Origin of the sequence: Citrobacter sp. MGH105 (assembly GCF_001037485.2) — a bacterium.
Taxonomy (GTDB): Bacteria; Pseudomonadota; Gammaproteobacteria; order Enterobacterales; family Enterobacteriaceae; genus Citrobacter; species Citrobacter portucalensis.
Genome location: NZ_CP073048.1, coordinates 2,946,932 through 2,972,606, shown reverse-complemented (window position 1 = coordinate 2,972,606; position 25,675 = coordinate 2,946,932). Strand labels below are relative to the sequence as shown.

Annotated in this window: 24 protein-coding genes; 14 read left to right on the top strand and 10 right to left on the bottom strand. The window is 52.2% G+C overall.

What is annotated here, in order from left to right:
* Positions 1-36: 36 nt before the first annotated feature.
* From SK35_RS14220 to xthA, 7 genes are all read right to left on the bottom strand, one after another.
* Positions 37-1,344: a sulfurtransferase gene (locus SK35_RS14220; RefSeq protein WP_048214352.1), complete on the bottom strand. Its 1,308-nt coding sequence runs from the start codon at positions 1,342-1,344 to the stop codon at positions 37-39.
* Between the two features lie 88 nt (positions 1,345-1,432).
* Positions 1,433-2,065, bottom strand: coding sequence for an ATP-binding cassette domain-containing protein (locus SK35_RS14215; RefSeq protein ID WP_048214351.1), 633 nt, complete (start codon positions 2,063-2,065; stop codon positions 1,433-1,435).
* Positions 2,065-3,600: a thiamine ABC transporter permease gene (locus SK35_RS14210; RefSeq protein ID WP_048214350.1), complete on the bottom strand. Its 1,536-nt coding sequence runs from the start codon at positions 3,598-3,600 to the stop codon at positions 2,065-2,067. Before SK35_RS14210 ends, SK35_RS14215 begins: the two co-directional genes overlap by 1 nt.
* A complete protein-coding gene (locus SK35_RS14205; protein WP_008784548.1) occupies positions 3,573-4,742 on the bottom strand; it encodes an ABC transporter substrate-binding protein in 1,170 nt (389 codons plus the stop codon). Before SK35_RS14205 ends, SK35_RS14210 begins: the two co-directional genes overlap by 28 nt.
* 32 nt (positions 4,743-4,774) lie before the next feature.
* Positions 4,775-5,485 carry a TVP38/TMEM64 family protein gene (locus SK35_RS14200; RefSeq protein ID WP_048214349.1) on the bottom strand — a complete coding sequence of 237 codons (711 nt, stop codon included), beginning with the start codon at positions 5,483-5,485 and terminating at the stop codon, positions 4,775-4,777.
* Positions 5,482-6,138, bottom strand: coding sequence for a TVP38/TMEM64 family protein (locus SK35_RS14195; RefSeq protein WP_187426987.1), 657 nt, complete (start codon positions 6,136-6,138; stop codon positions 5,482-5,484). The genes SK35_RS14200 and SK35_RS14195 overlap by 4 nt, the downstream gene beginning before the upstream one ends.
* A gap of 223 nt (positions 6,139-6,361) precedes the next feature.
* Positions 6,362-7,168: an exodeoxyribonuclease III gene (gene xthA, locus SK35_RS14190; protein WP_048214346.1), complete on the bottom strand. Its 807-nt coding sequence runs from the start codon at positions 7,166-7,168 to the stop codon at positions 6,362-6,364.
* Between the two features lie 444 nt (positions 7,169-7,612).
* Between xthA and astC the strand changes: the two genes are divergently transcribed.
* The 7 genes from astC to ves all read left to right on the top strand — a co-directional run bounded on the left by astC (position 7,613) and on the right by ves (position 15,401).
* The gene (astC, locus tag SK35_RS14185; protein ID WP_048214345.1) at positions 7,613-8,833 is read left to right on the top strand and encodes a succinylornithine/acetylornithine transaminase; all 1,221 of its coding nucleotides are present in this window, start codon (positions 7,613-7,615) and stop codon (positions 8,831-8,833) included.
* Entirely contained in the window at positions 8,830-9,864 is a 1,035-nt protein-coding gene (gene astA, locus SK35_RS14180) for an arginine N-succinyltransferase (protein ID WP_048214344.1), read from the top strand. Before astC ends, astA begins: the two co-directional genes overlap by 4 nt.
* Positions 9,861-11,339: a succinylglutamate-semialdehyde dehydrogenase gene (gene astD, locus SK35_RS14175; protein ID WP_048214343.1), complete on the top strand. Its 1,479-nt coding sequence runs from the start codon at positions 9,861-9,863 to the stop codon at positions 11,337-11,339. Before astA ends, astD begins: the two co-directional genes overlap by 4 nt.
* Positions 11,336-12,679, top strand: coding sequence for an N-succinylarginine dihydrolase (gene astB, locus SK35_RS14170; RefSeq protein ID WP_048214342.1), 1,344 nt, complete (start codon positions 11,336-11,338; stop codon positions 12,677-12,679). Before astD ends, astB begins: the two co-directional genes overlap by 4 nt.
* A complete protein-coding gene (gene astE, locus SK35_RS14165; RefSeq protein ID WP_048214341.1) occupies positions 12,672-13,637 on the top strand; it encodes a succinylglutamate desuccinylase in 966 nt (321 codons plus the stop codon). The genes astB and astE overlap by 8 nt, the downstream gene beginning before the upstream one ends.
* Positions 13,638-13,986: 349 nt before the next feature.
* Positions 13,987-14,472 (top strand): ATP-independent periplasmic protein-refolding chaperone Spy, encoded by a 486-nt coding sequence (gene spy, locus SK35_RS14160; RefSeq protein WP_003832537.1) that lies wholly within the window; start codon positions 13,987-13,989, stop codon positions 14,470-14,472.
* Between the two features lie 353 nt (positions 14,473-14,825).
* Positions 14,826-15,401, top strand: coding sequence for an environmental stress-induced protein Ves (gene ves / locus SK35_RS14155; RefSeq protein WP_032943147.1), 576 nt, complete (start codon positions 14,826-14,828; stop codon positions 15,399-15,401).
* On the opposite strand, the gene cho is transcribed toward ves, so the two are convergent.
* Both cho and nadE read right to left on the bottom strand, forming a co-directional pair.
* On the bottom strand, positions 15,361-16,248 hold the full coding sequence (gene cho, locus SK35_RS14150; protein WP_048214340.1) for an excinuclease Cho: 888 nt from the start codon (positions 16,246-16,248) through the stop codon (positions 15,361-15,363). The genes ves and cho overlap by 41 nt on opposite strands.
* A 131-nt stretch (positions 16,249-16,379) precedes the next feature.
* Positions 16,380-17,210: an ammonia-dependent NAD(+) synthetase gene (gene nadE / locus SK35_RS14145; RefSeq protein ID WP_032943150.1), complete on the bottom strand. Its 831-nt coding sequence runs from the start codon at positions 17,208-17,210 to the stop codon at positions 16,380-16,382.
* A 210-nt stretch (positions 17,211-17,420) separates the two neighbouring features.
* Between nadE and osmE the strand changes: the two genes are divergently transcribed.
* The 7 genes from osmE to chbG all read left to right on the top strand — a co-directional run bounded on the left by osmE (position 17,421) and on the right by chbG (position 23,333).
* Positions 17,421-17,762 (top strand): osmotically-inducible lipoprotein OsmE, encoded by a 342-nt coding sequence (gene osmE, locus SK35_RS14140; RefSeq protein ID WP_003030621.1) that lies wholly within the window; start codon positions 17,421-17,423, stop codon positions 17,760-17,762.
* A gap of 298 nt (positions 17,763-18,060) precedes the next feature.
* A complete protein-coding gene (gene chbB, locus SK35_RS14135; protein ID WP_003832547.1) occupies positions 18,061-18,381 on the top strand; it encodes a PTS N,N'-diacetylchitobiose transporter subunit IIB in 321 nt (106 codons plus the stop codon).
* 87 nt (positions 18,382-18,468) lie between these two features.
* Entirely contained in the window at positions 18,469-19,827 is a 1,359-nt protein-coding gene (chbC, locus tag SK35_RS14130) for a PTS N,N'-diacetylchitobiose transporter subunit IIC (protein ID WP_006684840.1), read from the top strand.
* Between the two features lie 54 nt (positions 19,828-19,881).
* Complete coding sequence (gene chbA / locus SK35_RS14125; protein WP_048214339.1) at positions 19,882-20,229, top strand: PTS N,N'-diacetylchitobiose transporter subunit IIA; 348 nt, start codon at positions 19,882-19,884, stop codon at positions 20,227-20,229.
* A gap of 10 nt (positions 20,230-20,239) precedes the next feature.
* Positions 20,240-21,082: a transcriptional regulator ChbR gene (gene chbR / locus SK35_RS14120; RefSeq protein WP_085951046.1), complete on the top strand. Its 843-nt coding sequence runs from the start codon at positions 20,240-20,242 to the stop codon at positions 21,080-21,082.
* Between the two features lie 124 nt (positions 21,083-21,206).
* Positions 21,207-22,562, top strand: a complete 1,356-nt coding sequence (locus SK35_RS14115) for a 6-phospho-beta-glucosidase (protein WP_048214338.1) — start codon at positions 21,207-21,209, stop codon at positions 22,560-22,562.
* A 12-nt stretch (positions 22,563-22,574) separates the two neighbouring features.
* Positions 22,575-23,333, top strand: coding sequence for a chitin disaccharide deacetylase (gene chbG, locus SK35_RS14110; RefSeq protein WP_048214337.1), 759 nt, complete (start codon positions 22,575-22,577; stop codon positions 23,331-23,333).
* Between the two features lie 37 nt (positions 23,334-23,370).
* Here chbG and katE read toward each other — a convergent pair whose 3' ends face one another.
* Positions 23,371-25,629, bottom strand: a complete 2,259-nt coding sequence (katE, locus tag SK35_RS14105) for a catalase HPII (RefSeq protein ID WP_048214336.1) — start codon at positions 25,627-25,629, stop codon at positions 23,371-23,373.
* Positions 25,630-25,675 lie beyond the last annotated feature (46 nt).

The window sequence follows — 25,675 nt, the reverse complement described above, 5'->3', positions numbered from 1 at the left end:
AAAGCGTTCTCACCGCATCCGGCAATAATGCCTGTCTTACTTGCTGGCGTCCGGACCCCGTTCACCGCTGGCGACCGGGTTTTTCGGATTGCTGCTCCACTCGTACCAGCCACCATCGTAAACAGAGACGTTTTTCCAGCCCATTGCACGGGCATACATAAACGTTTCTGAAGCACGCCAGCCGGTACCGCAATAGAAAGAGACCTGTTGATTCGGCAGGATATTCCATTGCTTCCACATGGCGGCGATGTCATCCGCACTGCGCATGGTGCCATCCGGATTATGGAAATCTTCCATATGGGTAGAGTCGCTGCCCGCGTGGCCCCAACGCGCGCCTGCGATCTCGCCTTTTGGCTTAATGTAGCTGTAGCCGCTGGTAGTACCGACAAATTCTGGCCATGAACGAATGCTTACCAAAGACGCATCCTGGCGATGCAGCAGACCGCGAGCCTGTTCCGTATCGAGCATCAGCTGCGGCTGGGCAGGGATTTTTACGCCGAAATCAGGTTCTGGTTTCACCGTTGGCGGAGTGCCGCGTTCGACCGGTAAACCTGAGTCGGACCAGGTTTGCCAGCCGCCGTCGAGCAGACGAACATCTTTCACGCCTGCGTACAGCATAATTTGCGCCACGCGCGCGGCGGCATAAACATCGCGGCCATATAAAATCACCGTGGTGTCGTGGCGGATACCGTGTTTCGCCAGCATCGCTTTGAGCTGCTCGTCGGAAACTTTATTCCACAGCGGTTCGCTTTCAACTTCATTGGTATCAATATAGCCCGCGCCCGGGATGTGGCTGAGCAGATACAACTTCGGCGCGCCCCAGGCGGCTTCAATCACTTTCCAGTCACCCGCCGGTTTGGCCGTCACGTCTTTACCCTGCTGAAGATTGTGCAGCCACTGTGGGTAGACCAACTGTTCGAAGTGCGGCAGACGTTGCAGACGCGCAGGATCTGTCAGCGCATCGCTGAGGGTTGAAATCTGGTTAAAGCCAACTTTTTGCAGACGGGATTTAACGGCCTGCATGTCGTTATTACTGCCATACAGCGCCACCGGAGCGTCGGTCTTAAGTTGATGTGACTTAACCCAGGCGCTGAGTTGTTCATCATTCATCTTGTCGAGCCAGGCGGCAGACAGGTTCAGTGCGGAAGGTTCGTGTCCTGAAGGACCATTGAGTGATTGTGGCCAGCCGTTGTAAAAAGCGCTCTGACGGGTATCGATCGCCGCGCCTTGCTTTTGCTGTAACTGGTTGAGGGTGAGCGTCTGTGCTGTTTCAGCAGCCCAGGAAGAAGCGCAAGCGAGCCCTAAAGCCAGTGCCAGCGCGGTCATTTGAGAAACACGTTTCATCGAATAGCCCGACGTTGAAAAAAAGAAGACGACATTCTGTGCCGCCAGTTACGTAAAAACCTTGCGTTAACGCAGCATATCGCCACATTCACGCCCAGTTTTCCATCTGAAATACGCGGCCTGCAGGCGGTACGTCCTGCGCGTCATGTGTCACCTGTACCACAGGGATCCCCAATTTACGCACCTCGGTGAAGACCCATTGGCGAAAGTTATCGCGTAGCGACGCATCCAGCCTGCTAAAGGGTTCATCAAGTAACAGCGCCTGGGGCTGCGCCAGCAGCGCGCGGAGCAGGGCGACCCGCGAACGCTGCCCACCGGAGAGCGAAGCCGGATCGCGTGAATAAAATCCTGCCAGGTCCGCGCGTGCGAGGGCGCTTTCTACCTCATGACGCCTGGCAGGACCTTGCAGTCTGGCGGGTAAGGCTAGCAGTAAATTCTGCCCAACGCTGAAATGGTCAAACAGCAGCGCATCCTGAAACAAAATGCCAATCTGGCGCTGCGTGGTAGGTAACGTATCGATGCGTCGTTCATTAAGCCACAGTTCGCCTGAGGACTGGAACTGGGGAGATAACGCCCCGATCATCCATGAAAACAGCGAAGATTTCCCGCTGCCGGAAGGTCCCATAATTGTGACAATGTCACTTTTGTTAACCTGAAAATTAACGTCTTTCACCAGCGCTTTCGCGCCCTGGTACAACGAAACGCCTCGTACGGTAAGCATTAGCGGAGTCCTTGTCGAAAGCGGCCGATCCACGCGGCGAGAAAGGCTGCAAGTGCGAAAACGAGCAGTGGTAAAAGCAGCTGCCACAACGCTTGTGTTGCCAGAATCGCACTGCTACCGCCGCTGCTTAATGCCACCGCTTCGGTGGTTAACGTGGGATAGCGTCCGGCACCTAGCCACAGCGTTGGCATATACTGGGCGATACTAACCGAGAAGCCAACCGCGAAGGCAATCAATGCCGGGCGCGCCAGCTGCGGGCATTTCACCAGCCAGAATATCCGCCCCCGCGTCCAGCCCAGGGTTTGCGCAATCAAAATTAATCGTGGGTCAATGCGCTGCCACGCCGGTTTAAGCACAAATAGCATCCAGGGCATCACCCACAGCAGGTGGCCCCAGATAATGGTCGTCATCAGTCCATCTTGTTCGGCATATAACGCCAGCAGATATTGTCCGGTTACCAGCGGTAGCGCAGGCAAAATGAGCGGTAGCCAGACCCAGCGGTGTCCGGTTTGTGGACCCCATTCCAGCCAGGCAAAAAGTATCAGAAGCGCCAGCACGCTGGAAAGGAGCCCCAGTTGCAGGCTATTGCTGAGCGCCTCGTTGTTTAGCGAGGAATAGCTGGCGATAAGCGCCAGTACCAGCGCGCATACCACACCGCTGACGGGCAAAATCTGTACCAGCGGGCGTACGATTGTCATAGATGAAAAATGCTGGCGTTCACCGTTTACTGCCGGAATAGTATGTCGCCAGGTACGCCAGAGCAGATAACCCACCAGCGCGATAACAAGGAGTAACAGCACCAGCAACAGACTGGCAAGTGCGCCTTTCGCCTGCTGTTCGACGTCGCCCTGACTGAGCCACTGCCAGCTCAATACGGCAAGCGTTGGCGGATTGCCGGGGCCAAGAACGATTGCCACATCAACAACGGAGAGTGACCAGGCCACGACTGCCAGCATAGCTTTACCTAATGCCGGGCCGATAGCGGGCAGAACCAGCCAGTTCAGGCATTGCAGTCGGCTGTAACCCAGCGAATCCAATACGATAACCTGCTGAGAAAGTTGTTTTTCACTCAGCAGGGCCGAGAGAATCCATAACAAAAAAGCGCTCTCTTTCACCGCCAGCGTTACGCCAAGTCCAATGCCGTAGCGGTCCGGCTGTGGGCTGAAGAACGCAAGCCATTGCCAGAGCAGGCCGCCTTCAGCAAAAACCAACAGCACGCTGGTGGCGAAGGCAACGTGCGGAATTGCCAGCAGCCACGGAAGACGCGTATACAGACGTACCCAGCCTGCGCCGGGCCACAAGGCGAGGATCGCCAGCAGCGCGATAATCAGCGCGCCCCCAGCCGCGAGGCCGACGGAAACCAGCGTTGCCAGTAACGCCTGCGGGAGTTGAGGATCGGCAAAGAGCGCCAGCCAGTGTGTGGTACTAAGCGCCGGTGTTATCAGAGACCATGCCGCTGGCGCCAACGGCAGATAAACTGCCGCCATGATGGCCCAGAGTAGCAGAATTAATGCGTACCGTAGCGGCGTAGCCATTCTTGTTCCAGAGCGTTTACCCAGGCTGCATGCGGTTCTGGCAACACGGCAGGGAGCCCCTGTGGGATCCGCGCCAGCAGCGCATCACGCTGTTCGTCAGGTAATTTTTGTGGATCAAGCACCGAAGGATCTCCCCAGATAGCCGGGTCAGCTTTGCGCAGTTGTGCTTCAGGAGAAAGCAGGAAGTTTGCCACGACTTTTGCTCCGGCACTGGCGTGGGCATTCGCCGGAATGGCAACAAAGTGCACGTTGCCGAGCATGCCCTGTGAGAAACCAAAACTGTAGCTGCTTTTAGGCAATTCGCCGCTCGCCACTTTTTGCTGCGCGTGGGCAGGGTTAAAGGTCAATGATAAACGCAGGGTGCCGCTATTGAGCAGTGCATCCATTCGTGCTGGCGTGGGAGGAAAATCTTTGCCTTCACGCCAAAGTACAGGATGCAAGGTATCAAGATACTGCCACAATGGCGCGGTAACTTCGGCGAATGTCGCTGCATCTGGCGCAACTTTCAATGCCTGTGGTTTGGTGGTGAGCGAAATTAGCAACTGCTCAAGAAAAGCCGTTCCGGTAAAGTCTGGCGGGCGTGGATAGGTCACCGTGCCAGGGTGCGCCTGCGCGAATTTAAACAGTGCCTGCGGAGATTGCGGCGGCTGCGCGGTAAGATCGCGCCGGGCAATAAAGGTGAGTTGGGCACCGCCCCACGGTGATTCAGCCCCCTCTGTTGGAACGGAGAAATCTTCGGTCACCGGTTTTTGTGTATCAACATAGCGCCAGTTAGGCAGCGTTTGCGCCCACTGGGTTTGCAGCAGCCCGGCTTCTTTTAGCGTACGGAAGTTTTCGCCGTTAACCCACAGTAAATCGACAGAGCCGCCGGTTTTTCGCCCGGATGCCGCTTCCGTCTGGATGCGTTTTACGGCATCGGCGGCGTCCGCCAGGCGCACGATTTTCAGGTTAATGTCGTAGTGCGTTTTCATCTCGCCGCTAACCCAGTCGAGATACTGGTTAACTGCATTGTCGCCACCCCAGGCGTTGAACCACACCGTTTGACCACGGGCGTCATTTTTGATTTGTTGCCAGCTGGCGTCCTGGGCAAACGTCGCCAGCGGGCAGAGCAACAAACTCAGACACAATAAGCAGTAACGCATAATATCTCCATGGTTAAAAATGGGGGAAGGTCTCAGCTTTTTTTCCGTTGGCGCTCAAGATAAAGGCTTCTCGCTATCGATATCACCACGCTTAGGGCAAACAGGACAAACAGACCCGTCACAAACCAAAATGTGCTGCCGGTTAACAGGCTTCCCGCCCATGAGTAGACGATAGTGGCGGGTAACTGTCCGATGCCGGTGGCGATGAAAAAATGGCGAAAACGAATTGAGGTCAGGCCAGCCGCGTAGCTTACCGGGTCGAACGGCACAAAAGGTAACAGGCGGCAGACCAGAATAGTGTGCTTACCATAGCGCTCGAAAAAAGCGTCCATATTGTTCAGCACCGTTTTTCCGGTCAGCTTTTCCACCGCACCGCGACCTAAAATGCGGGCAATAAAAAAGCACAGCGCCGCACCTGCCATTGCGCTGCTCCAGGATAGTACGCCGCCCCAAAATGCGCCAAACAGCGAGGCATTGGCAAACGTGATCACAAACGCAGGAAGCGGTGCAACGATGGCCTGTAAGATCATCAGGAAGAACGACACCACTGCCGCCTGGGTTCCATAAGAACGAATAAAGTTCTCAAGAGCATGCTGATCGAGTGTGGTAAATGCTGCCAGGCTGCCGTGGAGAAAATCACTCACGCCAGGTATCCATGCCCATGCCATTAGCCCGAGCAGTAGCAGAGCAATCAAACCCGCCCGGTAATAGCGAGCCAGCCGCGCTTTATTCCGTTTTATCATTTACCCGTACACTCATGGTTGGCTGACGGATCGATATGCTTATATCGGGCCCAGGCTTTGGCTGCCTGAACGAGGGTGAATAACGCCAGCCCTGCCACGCTGAGCTTACCGATGAATACCAGGGTAATGCCTTCGCTGGCGAGTTCATGCGACATCAGCGTATAGATAAAGATGCCGGGTAAGGTAGTAAGTGCCGATATTACGGTAAATGACCAGAACGGAATGGCCGTCAGCCCATAGGCGTAATTTTGAATATTATAGGGGAACAGCGGCACGAGCCGGGTCAGGATTAGAAAGTCTACTCCGTTATGGGCAATGCCTTTTTCGATAGCCTGAAACGTCGCCGTGTGCCCAACGTATTTCAGTAGTAGATCCCGTCCAAGCCATCGAGCCAGCAAAAACGACAGCGCTGAGGCCACGGTTGCTGCCACTAACGAGATAAGCGTCCCAGCCACGGGGCCAAACAGCACACCGCCGACGATCACCAGGATGCTGCCTGGGATCAGACACAGCGCAGCAACAATAAACAGCAGGATATAAAGCGTATAGCCGAACATACCGCTTTGGCGGATGACGTCTTGTAAATGATGGAAATTGGTTATCAGGTCGCTCAGACCATAATGATGGAAAACTCCCGCCAGAACGCAGAACAGGACCGCGACAATCAGCAGCCGGTATTCTGCTTTATGCGAACTTCTTTTTCATGGGGGTTCTCCTGTAAAACCGAGTGCAATGGAGCATTTTCGTCAGCGAAAAGCGCGCGCGAAGATATAATAAATTCCCGGCCGTAACAATGTATTACCGTCACTTTATTGATTTTGCACAGAATAAACAGACTCTCCAGGCCGGGCCTGGAGAGTAAAAAGACGCAGAAGGTCAGACGCGGAATTTAGCCCATACAGGCGCATGGTCGGACGGTTTTTCCATGCTGCGAATTTCATAGTCGATGCCGGTTTCTTCGCAGCGTTCCGCCAGCGGGTTGCTCGCCAGCAGCAGATCGATACGCAGGCCACGGTTATCGTCAAAGCCTTTTGAGCGATAATCAAACCATGAGAACTGGTCATTCTTTTCAGGATTTGCGTGACGGAAGGTATCCACCAGACCCCAGCCCAGCAGGCGTTCCATCCACTCACGCTCCTCCGGCAGGAAGGAACATTTACCGGTACGCAGCCAGCGTTTACGGTTTTCTTCGCCGATGCCGATATCGAGATCGGTTGGGCTGATATTCATATCGCCCATAATCAATACCGGATTGTCGCGTTTCAGTTCAGTCTCCAGATAGTTTTGCAGGTTCTGATAAAACGCGGCCTTGGCCGGGAATTTGGTTTCATGGTCACGGCTTTCTCCTTGCGGGAAGTAGCCGTTGATCACCGTGATGCTGCCCAGAGGGGACGGAATTTCTGCCATGATGATCCGACGCTGCGCTTCTTCGTCATCGCCTGGGAAGCCACGACGTACCGCAATTGGCGTTTCTTTCGTTAACAGCGCCACGCCGTAATGACCTTTCTGGCCGTGATAAAAGACGTTGTAACCGAGCTTTGCTACCTCTTCGAGAGGGAACATATCGTCGTGGACTTTTGTCTCCTGTAAGCCAATAACATCCGGTTGGTGTTTTTCGACAATGGCTGCCAGTTGATGGGGACGGGCACGCAGGCCGTTGATATTAAAAGAGACAAATTTCATAGTCGCTGCCACTTTGCAAGATGAATAGTGCAAGGATGGTAGCAGAATTTCTGCAGGCTGACTGCTTCTTGTCACCTGATTCCAACAATGATTGCTAATGGTGTTAACGATGGAGCAAAAACTGCACCGTTTTGGCGCGAAGCGCGTCGGAATGGAGCAATAATTTCCGAAAAATTTCGTATACGATCACAATTCCAGAATTATATTTGGCGACTGAATAAAACTGCGTTTTTTCCTCTGTTTAGTCGCCTGATGCGCAAACATATTCACTTTATATGCACATGCAGTGAATATCGCCACGTTGTAACCTGTTGATATTTCGTCATCGACCTCCGTTTATGCACTTTTTTCGCTGGCTGGCACGAACCCTGCAATCTACATTTACACCGCAAACACTATATTTATTAACATATAAATAACCTTTTATTTACCGTTGAGGTCGCTATGTCTCTGTCAATTACGCGTGAAAATTTTGATGAATGGATGATGCCCGTATATGCTCCGGCCCCTTTTATTCCGGTGCGGGGTGAAGGTTCACGTCTGTGGGATCAGCAGGGTAAAGAGTATATCGATTTCGCGGGAGGCATTGCGGTTAACGCGCTGGGTCACGCCCACCCGGCATTGCGCGAGGCATTAAACGACCAGGCGAGCAAATTCTGGCATACGGGAAATGGCTACACCAACGAGCCGGTACTGCGTCTGGCGAAAAAGCTGATTGACGCCACCTTCGCCGAGCGCATTTTCTTCTGTAACTCCGGTGCAGAAGCCAACGAAGCGGCACTAAAACTGGCGCGTAAATATGCCCACGATCGTTTTGGCAGTCAGAAGAGCGGGATTGTAGCGTTTAAAAATGCTTTCCATGGACGCACGCTGTTTACCGTCAGCGCCGGAGGACAGCCTGCCTACTCACAGGATTTCGCGCCGCTGCCGCCGGATATCCGTCATGCCGTATACAACGATCTCGATTCTGCCAGCCAACTGATTGATGACACCACTTGTGCGGTTATCGTGGAGCCTGTGCAGGGTGAAGGTGGTGTGGTACCGGCAACAAAAGCCTTTTTGCAGGGGCTACGTGAGTTATGCGATCGCCATAATGCGCTGCTGATTTTTGATGAAGTTCAGACCGGCGTTGGCCGTACCGGGGAACTGTATGCCTATATGCACTACGGCGTGACGCCGGATCTTCTGACGACAGCAAAAGCGCTGGGCGGTGGTTTCCCCATCGGCGCACTGCTGGCGACAGAGCGTTGCGCCAGCGTGATGACGGTTGGCACACACGGTACAACGTACGGCGGAAACCCGCTGGCTACGGCGGTGGCAGGTAAATTGCTGGAAATTGTGAATACACCGGAAGTGCTCAACGGAGTAAAACAGCGCCACGACTGGTTTGTGGAGCGTATAAACGCCATTAACGAACGTTTTGGACTGTTTAGTGAAATTCGTGGACTCGGACTGCTGATCGGCTGCGTGCTGAACGCGGAATTTGCCGGGAAAGCGAAACTCATCTCGCAAGAAGCTGCTGTTGCCGGGGTGATGGTACTGATCGCTGGCGCTAACGTGGTGCGTTTTGCGCCAGCGCTCAACGTCAGCGAAGAAGAAGTCGCTACCGGACTGGATCGCTTTGCGCTGGCCTGCGAACGCATTAAAGCAGGAGGTTCATCATGATGGTGATTCGTCCCATTGAACGCGCGGATATCACCGCGTTGATGCAGCTTGCCAGTAAGACCGGTGGCGGGTTGACCTCGCTACCGGCGAATGAAGCTACGCTGATGGCGCGTATCGAACGTTCACTCCAAACCTGGCGCGGTGAGTTGCCAAAAAGTGAGCAGGGATATGTGTTTGTGCTTGAAGACAGCGCCAGCGGAACCGTGGCGGGAATTTGCGCCATCGAGGTGGCGGTGGGGCTTAACGATCCCTGGTACAACTATCGGGTTGGTACCCTGGTCCACGCCTCGAAAGAGCTGAATGTCTATAACGCGCTGCCGACACTGTTTCTGAGTAACGATCACACGGGTAGCAGTGAGCTTTGCACTCTGTTTCTCGATCCGGACTGGCGTAAAGAGGGCAACGGCTATTTGCTGTCAAAATCGCGCTTTATGTTTATGGCGGCCTTTCGCGACCGATTCAATGAGAAGGTCGTGGCCGAGATGCGCGGCGTGATCGATGAGCATGGCTACTCTCCGTTCTGGCAAAGCCTCGGTAAACGCTTTTTCTCAATGGAGTTCAGCCGGGCGGATTTTCTCTGCGGAACAGGACAGAAAGCCTTTATTGCTGAACTGATGCCCAAGCATCCTATTTATACCCATTTTCTGTCTGATGAAGCGCAAGGCGTGATTGGTCAGGTACATCCGCAAACGGCCCCGGCGCGGGCGGTGCTGGAGAAAGAAGGATTTCGCTACCGCAACTATGTCGATATTTTCGACGGCGGGCCAACGCTGGAATGCGATATCGACCGGGTTCGGGCTATTCGTAAAAGCAGGCTGGTGGAAGTGGCGGAAGGTCAGCCAGCAACCGGCGATTATCCGGCCTGTCTGGTTGCCAATGAAAACTATCAAAATTTCCGCGTCATGCTGGTTCGCGCAGACCCGGATACCCAACGTCTGGTACTGACGGCGGCGCAACTGGATGCCCTGAAATGCCACGCGGGCGACCATGTACGTTTTGTACGTCTTTGTGCAGAGGAGAAAACAGCATGACACTATGGATAAACGGTGACTGGGTGACGGGTCTGGGCGAGCGTCGGGTGAAAACCAACCCGGTAAGCGGTGATGTGCTGTGGCACGGTAATGATGCAGATGCAATGCAGGTGACGCAAGCGTGCCAGGCCGCACGCGCAGCCTTTGCCGGTTGGGCTAAACAGCCTTTCAGCGCACGCCAGACTATTGTTGAAAAGTTTGCTTTATTGCTGGAAAGCAATAAAGCCGAGCTAACTCAGATTATCGCCAAGGAAACCGGAAAACCTCATTGGGAAGCCGCGACTGAACTGACGGCGATGATCAATAAAATCGCTATCTCCGTCAAAGCTTATCACGCCCGTACCGGTGAGCAGCACAGCGAACTACCGGATGGTGCGGCAACGTTGCGCCATCGCCCACACGGCGTGCTGGCGGTTTTTGGTCCGTATAACTTCCCCGGACATTTACCCAATGGTCATATTGTTCCGGCATTGCTGGCAGGCAATACGTTGATTTTCAAACCCAGCGAGTTGACGCCGTGGACCGGTGAGGCAGTAATAAAACTGTGGGAGCAGGCGGGGTTGCCGCCGGGCGTGCTGAATCTGGTGCAGGGCGGACGTGAAACGGGGCAGGCGCTGAGTGCGCTGGAAGACCTCGATGGCCTGCTGTTTACCGGCAGTGCGAATACCGGTTATCAGCTGCATAAGCAGTTATCCGGCCAGCCGGAAAAAATCCTTGCCCTGGAGATGGGGGGCAACAACCCGCTGATTATTGAGAATCCGGAGGATATTGATGCCGCGGTGCATCTGACTATTCAATCCGCATTTGTCACCGCCGGACAGCGCTGTACCTGTGCCCGCCGCCTGCTCGTAAAAAAAGGCGCGCAGGGTGATGCGTTCCTGACGCGTCTGGTGGAGGTTAGTCAGCGTTTAGTGCCCGGCAACTGGGATGCACAACCGCAGCCATTTATGGGTGGACTGATTTCCGAACAGGCCGCGCAGCACGTCTATGATGCCTGGCAGCGTCTGGCGTCGTTGGGCGGCCGTACGCTGTTAGCGCCACGTCTGGTAAATGCCGGAACGTCACTGCTGACCCCTGGAATCATCGAACTGACCGGGGCGGGGAACGTACCTGATGAAGAGGTTTTCGGTCCGCTGCTCGGCGTCTGGCGTTATGACAGCTTTGATGATGCGATTCGTCTGGCGAACAATACCCGCTTTGGATTGTCGTGTGGGTTAGTTTCGCCCGATCGCGGCCAGTTTGAACAGCTACTGTTGGAGGCGCGGGCAGGGATCGTCAACTGGAATAAGCCGTTAACCGGCGCTGCGAGTACCGCACCGTTTGGCGGTGTAGGCGCTTCCGGGAACCATCGCGCCAGCGCGTGGTATGCCGCAGATTATTGCGCCTGGCCGATGGCAAGTCTGGAATCCCCGGCCTTAACGCTGCCATCGGCGCTTAGCCCCGGACTGGATTTTTCTCGCGAGGATAAGCTATGAAAGCCCGTGAGGTAAATTTTGATGGTCTGGTGGGGCTAACTCACCACTATGCTGGATTGTCATTTGGTAATGAGGCCTCAACCAAACATCGATTTCAGGTGTCGAACCCGCGTCTGGCGGCAAAGCAAGGTCTGCTAAAGATGAAAGCGCTGGCGGATGCGGGATTTCCTCAGGCGGTGATCCCGCCCCACGAGCGGCCTTATATTCCGGTTCTGCGTCAGTTGGGTTTTAGCGGCAGTGACGAACAGGTGCTGGATAAAGTGGCGCGTCAGGCGCCTCACTGGCTCTCCAGTGCCAGCTCCGCATCTCCTATGTGGGTAGCGAATGCGGCAACGGTGTGCCCTTCGGCAGACTCGCTGGACGGGAAAGTGCATCTGACGGTGGCGAATCTGAATAATAAGTTCCACCGTTCACTGGAAGCGCCTACTACCGAAGCATTGTTACGGGCGATTTTCCGTGATGAGAATAGCTTTGCGGTCCACGGTGCGTTACCCCAGGTTGCGCTTTTTGGCGATGAAGGGGCGGCAAACCATAACCGCCTCGGTGGAGATTACGGTGACCCCGGCGTACAGCTATTTGTTTACGGTCGTGAAGAAGGCAATGCATCCCAACCGAAGCGCTATCCGGCAAGGCAATCCCGTGAGGCCAGCGAGGCGGTCGCGCGACTGAATCAGGTTAACCCACATCAGCGCATTTTTGCTCAGCAAAACCCGGACGTTATCGATCTTGGCGTGTTCCATAACGATGTGATTGCGGTGTCGAATCGCCAGGTGCTGTTTTGTCATCAGCAGGCGTTTGTCAGACAGCAGGCATTGTTAGAGCAGTTGCGCAGCCAGGTGGCAGGTTTTACCCCGCTGGAAGTCCCGACAGCGGAAGTGTCGGTGCAGGATGCCGTGACCACTTATCTGTTTAACAGTCAGTTGCTGAGTCGTAGTGACGGTTCGATGATGCTGGTCCTGCCGCAGGAGTGTCGGGAGCATGCTGGCGTGTGGAGGTATTTGAACCGGCTTCTCGAGGAAGACAATCCGATCGATGACCTGCGGGTATTCGATCTGCGTGAAAGTATGTCCAACGGCGGTGGTCCGGCATGCTTGCGCCTGAGAGTGGTGCTCACTCCGCAGGAACAGCAGGCGGTGAATCCGGCGGTTATCATGAACGACACGCTGTTTAACACGTTGAATAACTGGGTTGACCGTTACTATCGCGATCGTCTTACCGCTGCCGACCTTGCCGACCCACAGCTGTTGCGCGAGGGGCGTGAAGCGCTGGATACGCTGACGCAATTGCTCAACCTCGGCTCAGTGTATCCTTTCCAGCAGGAGGGGATGCACCATGGATAACTTTCTGGCGATCACGCTCGCAGGCGCCACTCCAGAGAAAACGCAAGGAACCACTCATGGTTTTGACTGGCAGTGGATCGGTCACGGAATTCTGGAACTGACGCCGCTTGCACCCGTTGAACATTCTCTGGTGCTGTCTGCGGGGATCCATGGCAATGAAACAGCGCCGGTAGAGATACTCGATTCATTGCTTTCCAGGCTGTTTAGCGGCGAGCTGACACTGACATGGCGGCTGCTGGTGATTCTGGGAAACCCGCAGGCGCTGGCTGCGGGAAAACGGTATTGTCATAGCGACCTGAATCGTATGTTTGGCGGTCGGTGGCAGATTTTTACCGCAAGTGAAGAAACGCACCGAGCCCATGAGCTTGAGCTGTGTCTGGAAGATTTTTATTCGCGGGCGAAAGAGCCAACACGCTGGCATCTGGATCTGCACACCGCGATCCGCGGTTCACAGCATCTGCGCTTTGGCGTATTGCCACAACGCAACGTTGCCTGGGACGAGGATTTTCTTGAATGGCTGGGAGATGCGGGACTGGAAGCGCTGGTTTTCCATCAGACGCCTGGCGGCACGTTCACCCATTTTAGTGGTGAATATTTTGGTGCGTTGGCCTGTACGTTGGAACTGGGTAAAGCGCTGCCGTTCGGGCAAAACGATCTCACCCAGTTTGCGCAAACGGCAGACGCACTGGAGAAACTGCTGCGGGGTGAGCGGGTGCCGACGAGAGAAATATCCCCGCTGCGTTATCGCGTGGTGTCGCAAATCACGCGTCGTAGCGACGATTTCATTCTCCACATGGATAACCAGACGCTAAACTTTACCCCCTTTAAAGAAGGCACCTTGCTGGCGCAGGACGGAGATGAACGTTTTATCGTCACCCATGATGTTGAATACGTTCTCTTTCCCAACCCTAACGTGGCTTGTGGTTTACGTGCCGGATTGATGCTCGAAAAGTTGTGATAAATATATTCGCCCTGCAGGTTTATCCTTTAGGGCTTATTTTTGCGTGCTGTTTTTATTTATTACGGATTATTCCTGGTGAATTGCTTTCTTAATAATCAGGGTTCAGGTATAGTTCTCCATAATCCTTTCAAAATCATCCGGTTGTAATTTTTTATTGCAACTCTGCGCAATTTATTCTTTTTTTCTTCATAATTGATGAAAGTTTGTTTTTTACACTTTCACTGTTTTACCGTTGCTCTGATTAATTGACGCTTAAGCCGGTAAAGTTAATCTCGTCAACACGACATCACATTGCATAAGAGTCGCATGAGTGTCGTAAAAATAACTGAAAGAAAGGATAGAAATTATGCGTAAACTGACTGCTCTGTTTGTTGCCTCTACTCTGGCGCTGGGTGCTGCGAACCTGGCTCATGCTGCTGACACTACAACAGCTGCACCAGCGGATGCTAAACCGATGATGCACCACAACGGCAAATTTGCCCCGCATCACGACATGATGTTTAAAGACCTGAATCTGACTGACGCTCAGAAACAGCAGATTCGCGAGATCATGAAAGGCCAGCGCGATCAGATGAAACGTCCGCCGCTGGAAGAACGCCGTGCAATGCACGATATCATCGCCAGCGATAGCTTCGATAAAGCGAAAGCCGAAGCGCAGATTGCGAAGATGGAAGAACAGCGCAAAGCCAACATGCTGGCGCATATGGAAACCCAGAACAAAATTTACAACATTCTGACCCCGGAACAGAAAAAGCAGTTTAATGCCAATTTTGAGAAGCGTCTGACAGAACGTGCAGCGCAGAAAGGTAAAATGCCGGAAGCTGCCGAGTAATCGATCAGCGTCTACACTAAATCACTCACACTGTGTCGCGCTGATTGCCGCACAGTGTGAAACCAAACTCAAGACCGCCGCTCTTGTCCACAACACGTATAACGATGTGGGCAGGATCGGCGGTTTTTTCATTTCTGCCTATTGCACCGGACGCACGACACGCTATTCTCCTGAAGCCCGCGAAAATTCTACCTGGATCAGCGCGTTATTCTTTTTTGCAAAATGCCGGGTTTATCGCTAAGGCAAATCAACTCTGCTGCCGATAACAATAATCTGCAGGGTGAACATAATAATGATGATTTATGGCTGTCTGTTTACGGCAGGCTGCCATGCTGCTCCTTTCTGGAGGGATGATGGAATACTTTGATATCCGCAAAATGCCGGTTAATCTCTGGCGGAATGGTGCGGGAGAAACGCGTGAGATTTGCTGTTTTCCGCCAGCAACACGAGATTTTCACTGGCGGGCGAGTATCGCCTCCATTGCAGCAAACGGTGAATTTTCACTTTTCCCGGGTGTAGAGCGCGTGATTACGCTGCTGGAGGGAGGGGAAGTCACTCTGGAAGAAGCGAACATCTTTACGCATACCCTGAAACAGCATCAACCTTTTACCTTTGCCGGTGACAAGGTGGTAAAAGCAAAGCTGACGGAAGGGCAGATGTCGATGGATTTTAATATCATGACCCGACGAGATGTTTGCCAGGCAAAAGTCAGAGTGGCCGATCGCACCTTTACGACCTTTGGTTCACGCGGCGGCGTGGTGTTTGTTATCAGTGGTGCATGGCAACTGGGCGATAAACTGCTGACGGCCGACCAGGGTGCGAGCTGGCATGACGGCAAACACACATTACGACTGCTGGAACGCGAGGGAAAATTGCTGTTCAGCGAGATTAACTGGATGCCGGGGCATTCTCCGGATGCAGTTCAATAATGTCATATTGACCAGACAGAACAGGCCGGCAGAGAATTTTGTAGCCATCATGGTCAAAGCCTGCTGGCATACGCGCCAGGGTAGTCGCTTCATCCAGCGTTGAAACGGCTCCCAGCCACAGCCAGTTGTTGATGATATGGTACTGTGTCATTTCGGCACCGGTTTCTTGCAAGGCAATGGCATTGCTCCATGGCCAGCAAATCACTTTCACTCTTTCCAGCGCCTCTAGCAGACGCGAGTGATGCGCTTCATGACTCTCTTTCCCGCAGCACGCCCCGGCGCAGCGTTTAAGCGCGGAGCGAAAACAGGCACGCCCGCGACTCAGGGGTTCCAGCCCCAACAGGCCGTAGCACAGCTGCTGTTCATCCGCGAGGTTTTGCAACGCTTGTAGCGCTGCGCGACGATGGGCAAACAGGCCAAACAGATTGGGTGCATGGGAGAAATCAATATCTCGTGCGTAGACAACCTGAACAGTTCGGTCGGTAAGCTGCAAGGCGCAAAGCTGACGATTGCGCCGCAGTCGTTTATTAAACAACGGCTGTTGTTCTTTGATCAACCGCGCTTCCAGCAGCAGGGCACCAATTTCTCCCGCCGTACAAATCCAGCTAATGCGTTTGGCCTGACGCAGCATTGCCGCTTCGTCCGCGGTACGCAGGTGTGCCAGCACGCGGCTGCGAATATTGACGCTTTTACCAATGTAGAGAGGCATAGTGTCACTTTCACAGTGAAACAGATAGACGCCTGGTGCGGTGGGAAGCGCACTCAAAAATGGACGCAGGTGTTCTGGATATTCATAGATTGCCGCTGCCTCAAATGTCAGGCGTGGGGCTGATTGACGCCGTACCACTTCTCACTCCGGATGCTGGTTATTCATCCAGTGTAGCAGTTTGAAACCGATTAAAAAAGCGGCATCAGACCAGGGGGAGGGGCCGGACAGCGGTGATCCCAGTGCTATCCGGCGATATGTGATTAAAAAAATTACGCTTTTTTCCAGAAGTCATCAAACACCGTGATCGGTGTGCGACGTTTGTGCTCGGTCTTCAGATACCAGCCTTCAATTTTTTTCGCGATGTCGGCAGCCAGCGTTTTTCCTTCCAGATAATCGTCGATGTTGTCATAGGTGACGCCTAATGCGGCTTCATCCGGCAGAGAAGGGCGATCGTCTTCGAGGTCGGCGGTTGGCGCTTTCTTATATAAATGTTCCGGGCAACCCAGCGCGGCAAGCAGCTGCTTACCCTGACGCTTGTTCAGGCGGAAAATAGGGTTAATGTCAGTACCGCCATCGCCGTATTTGGTGAAAAATCCGGTGATGGCTTCTGCTGCATGATCGGTACCCACGACAACACCGCTGGTCATTCCGGCGATACTGTACTGGGCCTTCATACGTTCACGGGCTTTTTCATTGCCACGGACAAAATCGCTCAGTTCAATACCCGCTTCACGCAGGGCCTGTTCACTGGCCAGTACCGCACCCTTAATATTTACTGTGAGCACGCGGTCAGGTTGGATAAAGGCGATGGCATCCTGACAGTCCTGTTCATCAGCCTGAACGCCATACGGCAGACGTACGGCAATAAACTGCAACGCGTCATTCCCCGTTTCTTCGCGAAGCTCGGAAATAGCCATCTGGCAAAGTTTTCCCGCGAGCGTTGAGTCCTGTCCGCCGCTTATCCCTAATACCAGTGATTTCAGAAAAGGGTAGGTTTGCAGGTAGGATTTCAAGAAATCCACGCTGCGGCGAATTTCCTCTTCTGCATTAATTTGCGGTTTTGCGCCAAGCGCCTGGATTATCTCTTGCTGCAGAGTCATTTAACCCCCTCCGAAAAATGAAATGATCAAAAAAATGATGTGTTAAAGCTAACGCGTTGGGACCCAAACGACAAGGGATGCAGGCCTGATCTAACATCATTTTGTTTTAATAGAATTTTCCGAAACGACCTAAGTATCATCTGATTGCTTGAAAAATGTGTTGTTGTGCTCCAGGCTTATATAACACGCTGAAATACAAGAGGACGGAATATGAACAAGAACCTAACAGGAATTCTAAGCGCAGCGGCTGTTTTGACTATGCTGGCAGGATGTACGGCCTACGATCGCACCAAAGACCAATTTGTTCAGCCCGTGGTGAAAGATGTGAAGAAAGGGATGAGCAGGGCGCAGGTGGCGCAGATTGCCGGTAAACCTTCTTCTGAAGTCAGCATGATTCATGCGCGAGGGACATGCCAGACCTACATCCTGGGTCAACGAGATGGTAAAGCTGAAACCTATTTTGTTGCTTTAGACGACACCGGACATGTGATTAACTCCGGTTACCAGACCTGCGCAGAGTACGACACTGACCCGCAGGCGGCGAAGAAGTAACAACTGCTTATTGCCTGAGCTCTCTGGAAAACCGGCCATCGTGCCGGTTTTTTTGTGCCGAACGATCTTATTTATTGCTGCGAATTATTTGCCCGAAATGTGAGGGGGGTCATAACGATAGGTCAAGGAGAGACAATTTAGTTGGTCAAGGAAATACCATCCACCGGTGCAATCCCGTATACTCATTTCAGCCACCTAAAAAAGTAATTTAGCTGACGCAAGTTACCCAGAGCATGGATGCAGGTTATGGCTTGCGGAGTGTCTGGTTGACAGATAATCGCACATGAGGATCGTTTTAATGGAAAAGAAACACATTTATCTGTTTTGTTCTGCGGGCATGTCGACTTCATTGTTGGTTTCGAAGATGCGTGCTCAGGCCGAAAAATACGAAGTACCGGTTATTATTGAAGCATTTCCTGAAACGCTGGCCGGAGAAAAAGGTCCTGTCGCCGATGTCGTGTTATTAGGTCCACAAATTGCTTATATGTTGCCCGAAATTCAGCGTTTGTTACCCAACAAGCCTGTGGAAGTGATTGACTCGCTGCTGTATGGCAAAGTCGATGGTTTAGGCGTGCTTAAGGCTGCTGTTGCAGCAATTAAAAAAGCCGCAGCAAATTAATTATTTTATTTTAATTTTTCCCGTCAAAGAGTTATTTCATTAACATTCACCGCAATTTTTAATTGCGGTATTTAAGGGTATTTTTCTATGAGTAACGCTATTGCTTCACTTGAAAAGGTACTCCTTCCTTTTGCTGTAAAAATTGGAAAGCAGCCACACGTTAATGCAATCAAGAACGGCTTTATTCGTTTAATGCCGTTAACCCTCGCAGGGGCCATGTTTGTATTAATCAATAACGTTTTCCTGAGCTTTGGGGAGGGGTCGTTTTTTTATTCAATGGGCATTCGACTTGATGCTTCAACTATTGAAACTTTGAATAGCTTGAAAGGCATTGGTGGAAACGTCTATAACGGTACGCTGGGTATCATGTCATTGATGGCACCGTTCTTTATCGGCATGGCGCTGGCAGAAGAACGTAAAGTCGACTCACTGGCTGCCGGGCTGTTATCCGTCGCCGCGTTTATGACCGTAACGCCTTATAGCGTGGGTGAAGCCTATGCCGTTGGCGCGAACTGGCTCGGCGGTGCCAATATTATTTCCGGTATTATTATCGGCCTGGTGGTCGCGGAAATGTTCACTTTTGTGGTCCATCGTAATTGGGTGATTAAATTACCTGATAGCGTACCGACGTCCGTATCGCGTTCCTTCTCTGCGTTGATTCCTGGCTTCCTTATTCTCTCCATTATGGGGATCATCGCCTGGGCGCTGAACACCTGGGGTACCAACTTCCACCAGATCATTATGGATTCCATTTCAACGCCGCTGGCATCGCTGGGTAGCGTAGTGGGTTGGGCCTATGTGATTTTTGTTCCGCTGCTGTGGTTCTTCGGTATTCACGGTTCACTGGCGCTGACTGCGCTGGACAGCGGTATCATGACGCCATGGGCGCTGGAAAACATCTCTATCTACCAACAGTTTGGTTCCGTAGACGCCGCGCTGGAAGCCGGTAAGACGTTCCACGTCTGGGCGAAACCGATGCTCGACTCCTATATTTTCCTTGGGGGTAGCGGAGCAACGTTGGGTCTGATTATCGCTATCTTCCTGGCATCGCGTCGTCCTGACTATCGTCAGGTAGCTAAACTGGCACTGCCGTCAGGTCTGTTCCAGATTAACGAACCTATCCTGTTCGGTCTGCCGATCATCATGAACCCGGTGATGTTTATCCCGTTCATTCTGGTACAACCGATTCTGGCGGCGATTACGCTGGCAGCTTACTACTCAGGCATTATTCCACCGATTACCAACATTGCACCGTGGACTATGCCAACCGGTTTGGGCGCGTTCTTTAACACCAACGGTAGCGTCGCTGCTCTGCTGGTCGCGCTGTTCAACCTCGGTATCGCAACGCTGGTTTACCTGCCGTTCGTGGTGGTAGCCAACAAAGCGCAGAACGTTATTGACCAAGAAGAAAGCGAAGAAGATATCGCTAACGCATTAAAATTCTAAATTTAATCCGGCATGGCTTTACGGTCATGCCGGACTGAACCAGAGGAAAAAAGTATGTTGGATATCGAGAATATCGTCGACACGCAGTCAGAAGCAGAAGAACTTGAAGAAGTGGTGATGGGCCTCATCATCAACTCCGGTCAGGCGCGTAGCCTGGCGTACGGGGCACTCAAAATGGCCAAGCAAGGTGATTTTGAGTCGGCCAGGGCCATGATGGACCAGTCTCGTCTGGCGCTGAACGAAGCGCACCTCGTGCAAACGAAATTGATTGAAGGCGATCAGGGTGAAGGTAAAATGAAAGTCAGCCTGGTGCTGGTCCACGCACAGGACCACCTGATGACATCAATGCTGGCGCGTGAGCTGGTGACTGAACTGATTGAGCTTCACGAAAAGCTGAAATAGCGAGGAGTGCATAATGCAGCTACAGATTAACGCACCGGAAATCAAAACCGTTTATGAACAGCAGCTGTTTAATGGCAAAAATTTCCATGTGTTCATCTATAACAAAACTGAGAGTATCAGCGGGCTGCATCAGCATGACTACTATGAGTTTACCCTGGTTTTAACCGGGCGCTATTATCAGGAAATCAACGGTAAACGCGTACTGCTAGAACGTGGAGACTTTGTCTTTATCCCGTTGGGATCGCACCACCAGAGTTTTTATGATTTTGGTGCGACAAGGATCCTTAACGTCGGCATCAGTAAACGTTTTTTTGAACAGCACTATCACCCGCTGCTGCCATTTTGTTTCGTTGCATCGCAGGTCTATCGGGCGAATAACTCGTTTCTTACCTACATTGAAACGGTTATTGCATCACTGAACTTTCGCGAGAGCGGGCTGGATGAATTTGTAGAAGTGGTCACCTTCTATATTATTAATCGGTTACGCCATCATCGCGAAGAGCAGGTGCTGGATGATATTCCGCAGTGGCTTAAAACCACCGTCGAGACCATGCACGACAAACGGCAGTTTAGCGAGAATGCGCTGGAAAATATGGTACACCTGTCCGCGAAATCCCAGGAGTATCTGACCCGCGCTACCCAGCGTTATTACAGCAAAACGCCGATGCAGATTATTAATGAAATCCGCATTAACTTTGCTAAAAAACAGCTGGAAATGACGAACTATTCTGTAACGGATATTGCTTACGAGTCTGGCTACAGTAGTCCAAGCCTGTTTATTAAAACGTTTAAAAAGCTGACGTCGTTTACACCGAATAGCTACCGTAAGAAATTAACTGAATTTAATCAGTAGATATTATTTGCCAATAACCCATTTTTTATAGCTTGCCCAAAATAGCGTCGGGACAGCCACGCTATACCTGACAAACGGGTTGAGCATAATACACGTCAGTGTTTTGACACTGAAGGGAGAAAGTATGAGCCAGAAATTAAAAGTCGTCACTATCGGTGGCGGGAGCAGCTACACCCCTGAATTACTTGAAGGCTTTATTAAGCGCTATCATGAATTACCGGTTTCTGAGTTGTGGCTGGTTGATGTCGACGGTGGAAAAGAGAAGCTGGACATTATTTTTGACCTTTGCCAGCGCATGATCGACAAAGCCGGCGTACCGATGAAGTTGTTTAAAACGCTGGACCGCCGTGAAGCACTGAAAGATGCTGATTTCGTTACCACCCAACTGCGCGTAGGGCAACTGAAAGCCCGTGAAAAGGATGAACGCATTCCGCTGAGCCACGGTTATCTGGGACAGGAAACCAACGGTGCGGGTGGGCTGTTCAAAGGTCTGCGTACCATTCCGGTTATCTTTGATATTATTAAAGATGTGGAAGAACTGTGCCCGAATGCCTGGGTGATTAACTTTACTAACCCGGCAGGGATGGTGACTGAAGCGGTCTATCGCCACACGAATTTTAAGAAATTCATCGGCGTGTGTAATATTCCTGTCGGCATGAAAATGTTCATTAGCGATGTGCTGGCGCTGAAAGAAAGCGATGATTTATCCATCGATCTGTTCGGTCTGAACCACATGGTCTTTATTAAAGACGTGCTGGTGAACGGTACATCGCGCTTTGATGAACTGCTGGACGGCGTGGCTTCTGGACAACTGAAAGCTTCCACCGTGAAGAACATTTTCGACCTGCCGTTCAGCGAAGGGTTGATTCGTTCGCTGAAGCTGCTGCCGTGCTCGTATTTGCTGTACTACTTCAAGCCAAAAGAGATGCTGGCGATCGAAATGGGCGAGTACTATAAGGGCGGCGCACGTGCCCAGGTAGTACAAAAAGTAGAAAAACAATTGTTTGACCTCTACAAAAATCCTGAGTTAAACGTTAAGCCGAAAGAGCTGGAGCAGCGCGGTGGCGCGTATTACTCCGATGCGGCCTGTGAAGTGATCAACGCCATCTACAACGACAAACAGACCGAGCACTACGTCAACATTCCACATCATGGACATGTTGATAACATTCCTGCGGACTGGGCGGTTGAGATGACCTGCACGCTGGGACGTAACGGTGCTACGCCGCACCCACGTATTACCCATTTTGATGAGAAAGTACTTGGCTTTATCTACACCATTAAAGGCTTTGAGGTTGCGGCGAGCAATGCGGCATTGAGCGGCGAGCTGAATGATGTGCTGCTGGCGTTAAACCTGAGTCCGCTGGTGCATTCTGACAGCGATGCCGAGATTCTGGCGCGTGAGCTAATCCTGGCGCATGAAAAATGGTTGCCAAACTTCGCCGGGTGCATTGAGAAACTCAAAAGCGAACAACACTAACTGAGGTCGGCTATGGAACGCGTACTGATAGTGAATGCGGATGATTTTGGCCTGAGTAAAGGACAAAACTACGGCATTGTTGAAGCCTGTCGTAATGGCGTTGTCACCTCGACAACGGCACTGGTTAACGGTGCGGCGATTGACCATGCGGTACAGCTGAGTCGCGACATACCTGCACTTGCCGTCGGGATGCATTTTGTTCTGACGCTGGGTAGGCCGTTGACGGCAATGCCGGGCCTTACCCGTGACGGATTACTGGGGAAATGGATCTGGCAGATGGCAGAGGAGGACACTTTGCCGCTGGATGAAATTTCTCAGGAACTGGCCGCGCAGTATCAGCGTTTTATTGACCTGTTCGGGCGGGAGCCGACGCATCTGGATAGCCATCACCATGTGCATATGTTCCCGCAAATTTTCCCTATCGTAGCCGGGTTTGCTGCCGAGAAGGGGATTGCATTGCGTATCGATCGTCAGACCGTGTTTCAGGCGTCTGGTTTTCCGGAAACGTTACGTACCTCCCAGGGATTCAGCAGCGAGTTTTACGGTGAAGCGATTTCCGAGGCTCTGTTTTTACAGACGCTGGATGCGTCAGCCGACCGGGGAGAGTCTTCGCTGGAAGTGATGTGTCATCCGGCCTTTATCGATGACATTATTCGTCAAAGTGCCTACTGTTACCCCCGCTTAACTGAGCTCGACGTGCTGACGTCTTCGTCACTGAAATATGCAATTGCGGAGCGCGGTTATCGTCTTGGCAGTTTTCTGAACGTGTAATTCCTGAGTTTGCGGCGCAATCGTGCGCCGCATTTTTTTAGGCGGGAATCGTTTCTATTTTTCCGGCACGTGACCAGACGCGGTGTGCGGTCATCAGCGTCAACAGGGTATCCATAAACTGTGCGTCTGCACTGTCCGCTTCCACCACACCTTCTTCTCCTTCATTTTTGATATTCAACGTTACTTTAAACTGACGAGCATCGCCGGCCAGGGCGATAGGTTTTAAGTGCTTATACGCTTCGAGTAAATAATATCGGGCATCACCGTTCTTAATGATGTCCGCGAGATTACCGCATGGAACGATAACCGCATCGACCGTCAGGGATGGCGAACCCGCAAAAGTACCGGCGATCGTCAGAGCAGATCCATCATCGGCAACTACCTTACCCATTCGGGAATAGAGCAATTTGGCATGAACGCCTTTGGCCTGTAGGGCTTGCATGATGGCGAGCAGGTCGCTCGATTTCACCTGGTCATTAAGTAGGATGGCGACCACGCGGCCCTTAATCTCACCTTGCGCACCTGCATATAAACTGAGTGACGGTGCATTTGTCAAACCGTTGACGTTGGGCGGTGGCGCAATGCTGGCCTGTTCCTTGGTTAGCTTAAAACCGAGATTATCGGCAACCGCCTCGGCGAGGGCAGCATCAATATGAGCTAACTGTTCGACCACTCTTTCCCGAATATAGGGGCGCGTAACCTTACTGAGTTCGAAACTGAATCCGCCGATAATATGCTGCTGTTCAATTGGCGTCTGACTTAGCCAGAACAGGCGAGGGTGCGCATAGTATTCGCCAAAAGAGGGGCTACGTTCGCGGATTTTGTTTCCTTCAATCCGTTCCTGATACGACTCAAATCCACCGCGTTTTGGCCCCGGCGGCGTTTCACGCGGCCAGTTATCATTGATGGAATTCGGTTCATAGTTGGCTGGATTGGTATCGATGTCCATTCGATGCATGCCGTCACGCTGGAAATTATGGTACGGACAGGTCGGGCGATTAATCGGGATTTCATGGAAATTGGGCCCGCCCAGGCGACTGATTTGAGTATCGGTATAGGAGAACAAGCGACCCTGCAGCAGGGGATCGTTAGTAAAATCGATGCCAGGGACGATATGTCCGGGATGAAAAGCGACTTGTTCATTTTCGGCGAAGAAATTATCAGGATTGCGGTTCAGCACCATTTTACCGACGCGTTGCACCGGAACCAGCTCTTCCGGGATCAGCTTGGTTGGGTCGAGCAGGTCAAAATCGAACTTAAATTCATCTTCTTCGGGAATCAGCTGTAGTCCCAGTTCATATTCCGGATAATCGCCCGCTTCGATAGCTTCCCACAGATCGCGGCGATGAAAGTCAGGATCCCGACCGGTAAGTTTTTGCGCTTCATCCCATACCAGCGAGGCTTTGCCTGCCAGCGGTTTCCAGTGGAAACGGACAAAGGTGGCTTTCCCTTGCGCATTAATCAACCGAAATGTGTGAATACCGAAGCCTTCCATCGTGCGATAGCTGCGCGGAATACCCCGATCGGACATTGCCCATATGACGTTGTGCAACGTTTCAGGCTGTAATGAGACATAATCCCAGAAGGTGTCATGGGCGCTTTGGCCCTGCGGGATAGCCCAATGCGGCTCCGGTTTAACCGCATGGACGAAATCCGGGAATTTATGGGCATCCTGAATAAAGAAGATGGGAGTATTGTTTCCCACCAGGTCGAAAATGCCCTCTTCAGTGTAAAACTTGGTCGCAAATCCCCGTATATCTCTGACCGTATCCGCAGAGCCTGCGCCGCCCTGAACGGTAGAGAATCGGACAAAAACCGGGGTGATTTTATTTTCATCACTTAGAAAGTCCGCTTTCGTCGTCGCACTCAGGTTGACATAGGACTGAAAGTAACCATGAGCGGCAGAACCTCGGGCATGTACAATCCGCTCCGGGATGCGTTCATGATCAAAATGGGTAATCTTTTCCCGCAGGATAAAGTCTTCCAGCAGGGTTGGCCCGCGATTACCTGCACGCAGAGAGTTTTGATCGTCTGCGATTCGCACACCCTGATTAGTTGTCAGAGCAAAATCTTCGCTTCCTTTACGAAAACTGTCCAGTGCATTGAGTTTGTCACTTTTGATATCCGGCGCTTTTAAACTGCCGGACGTAGTGGGCTGCATACCTGGCGGCGTGGGTTCAGGTGTTGACCGATGTGAACCGTCTGTGGGTGCCAGTGAATCAAGTCCTGGCTGGGATTCGCTGGCATCATGAACCGGCGCTGAGTGATGGAGTGGATGCTTATCATTCTGTGACATTAAACTCGTCTCCTGGTTTCATTGCTGAAAGGGTCGTTGTTGCTGT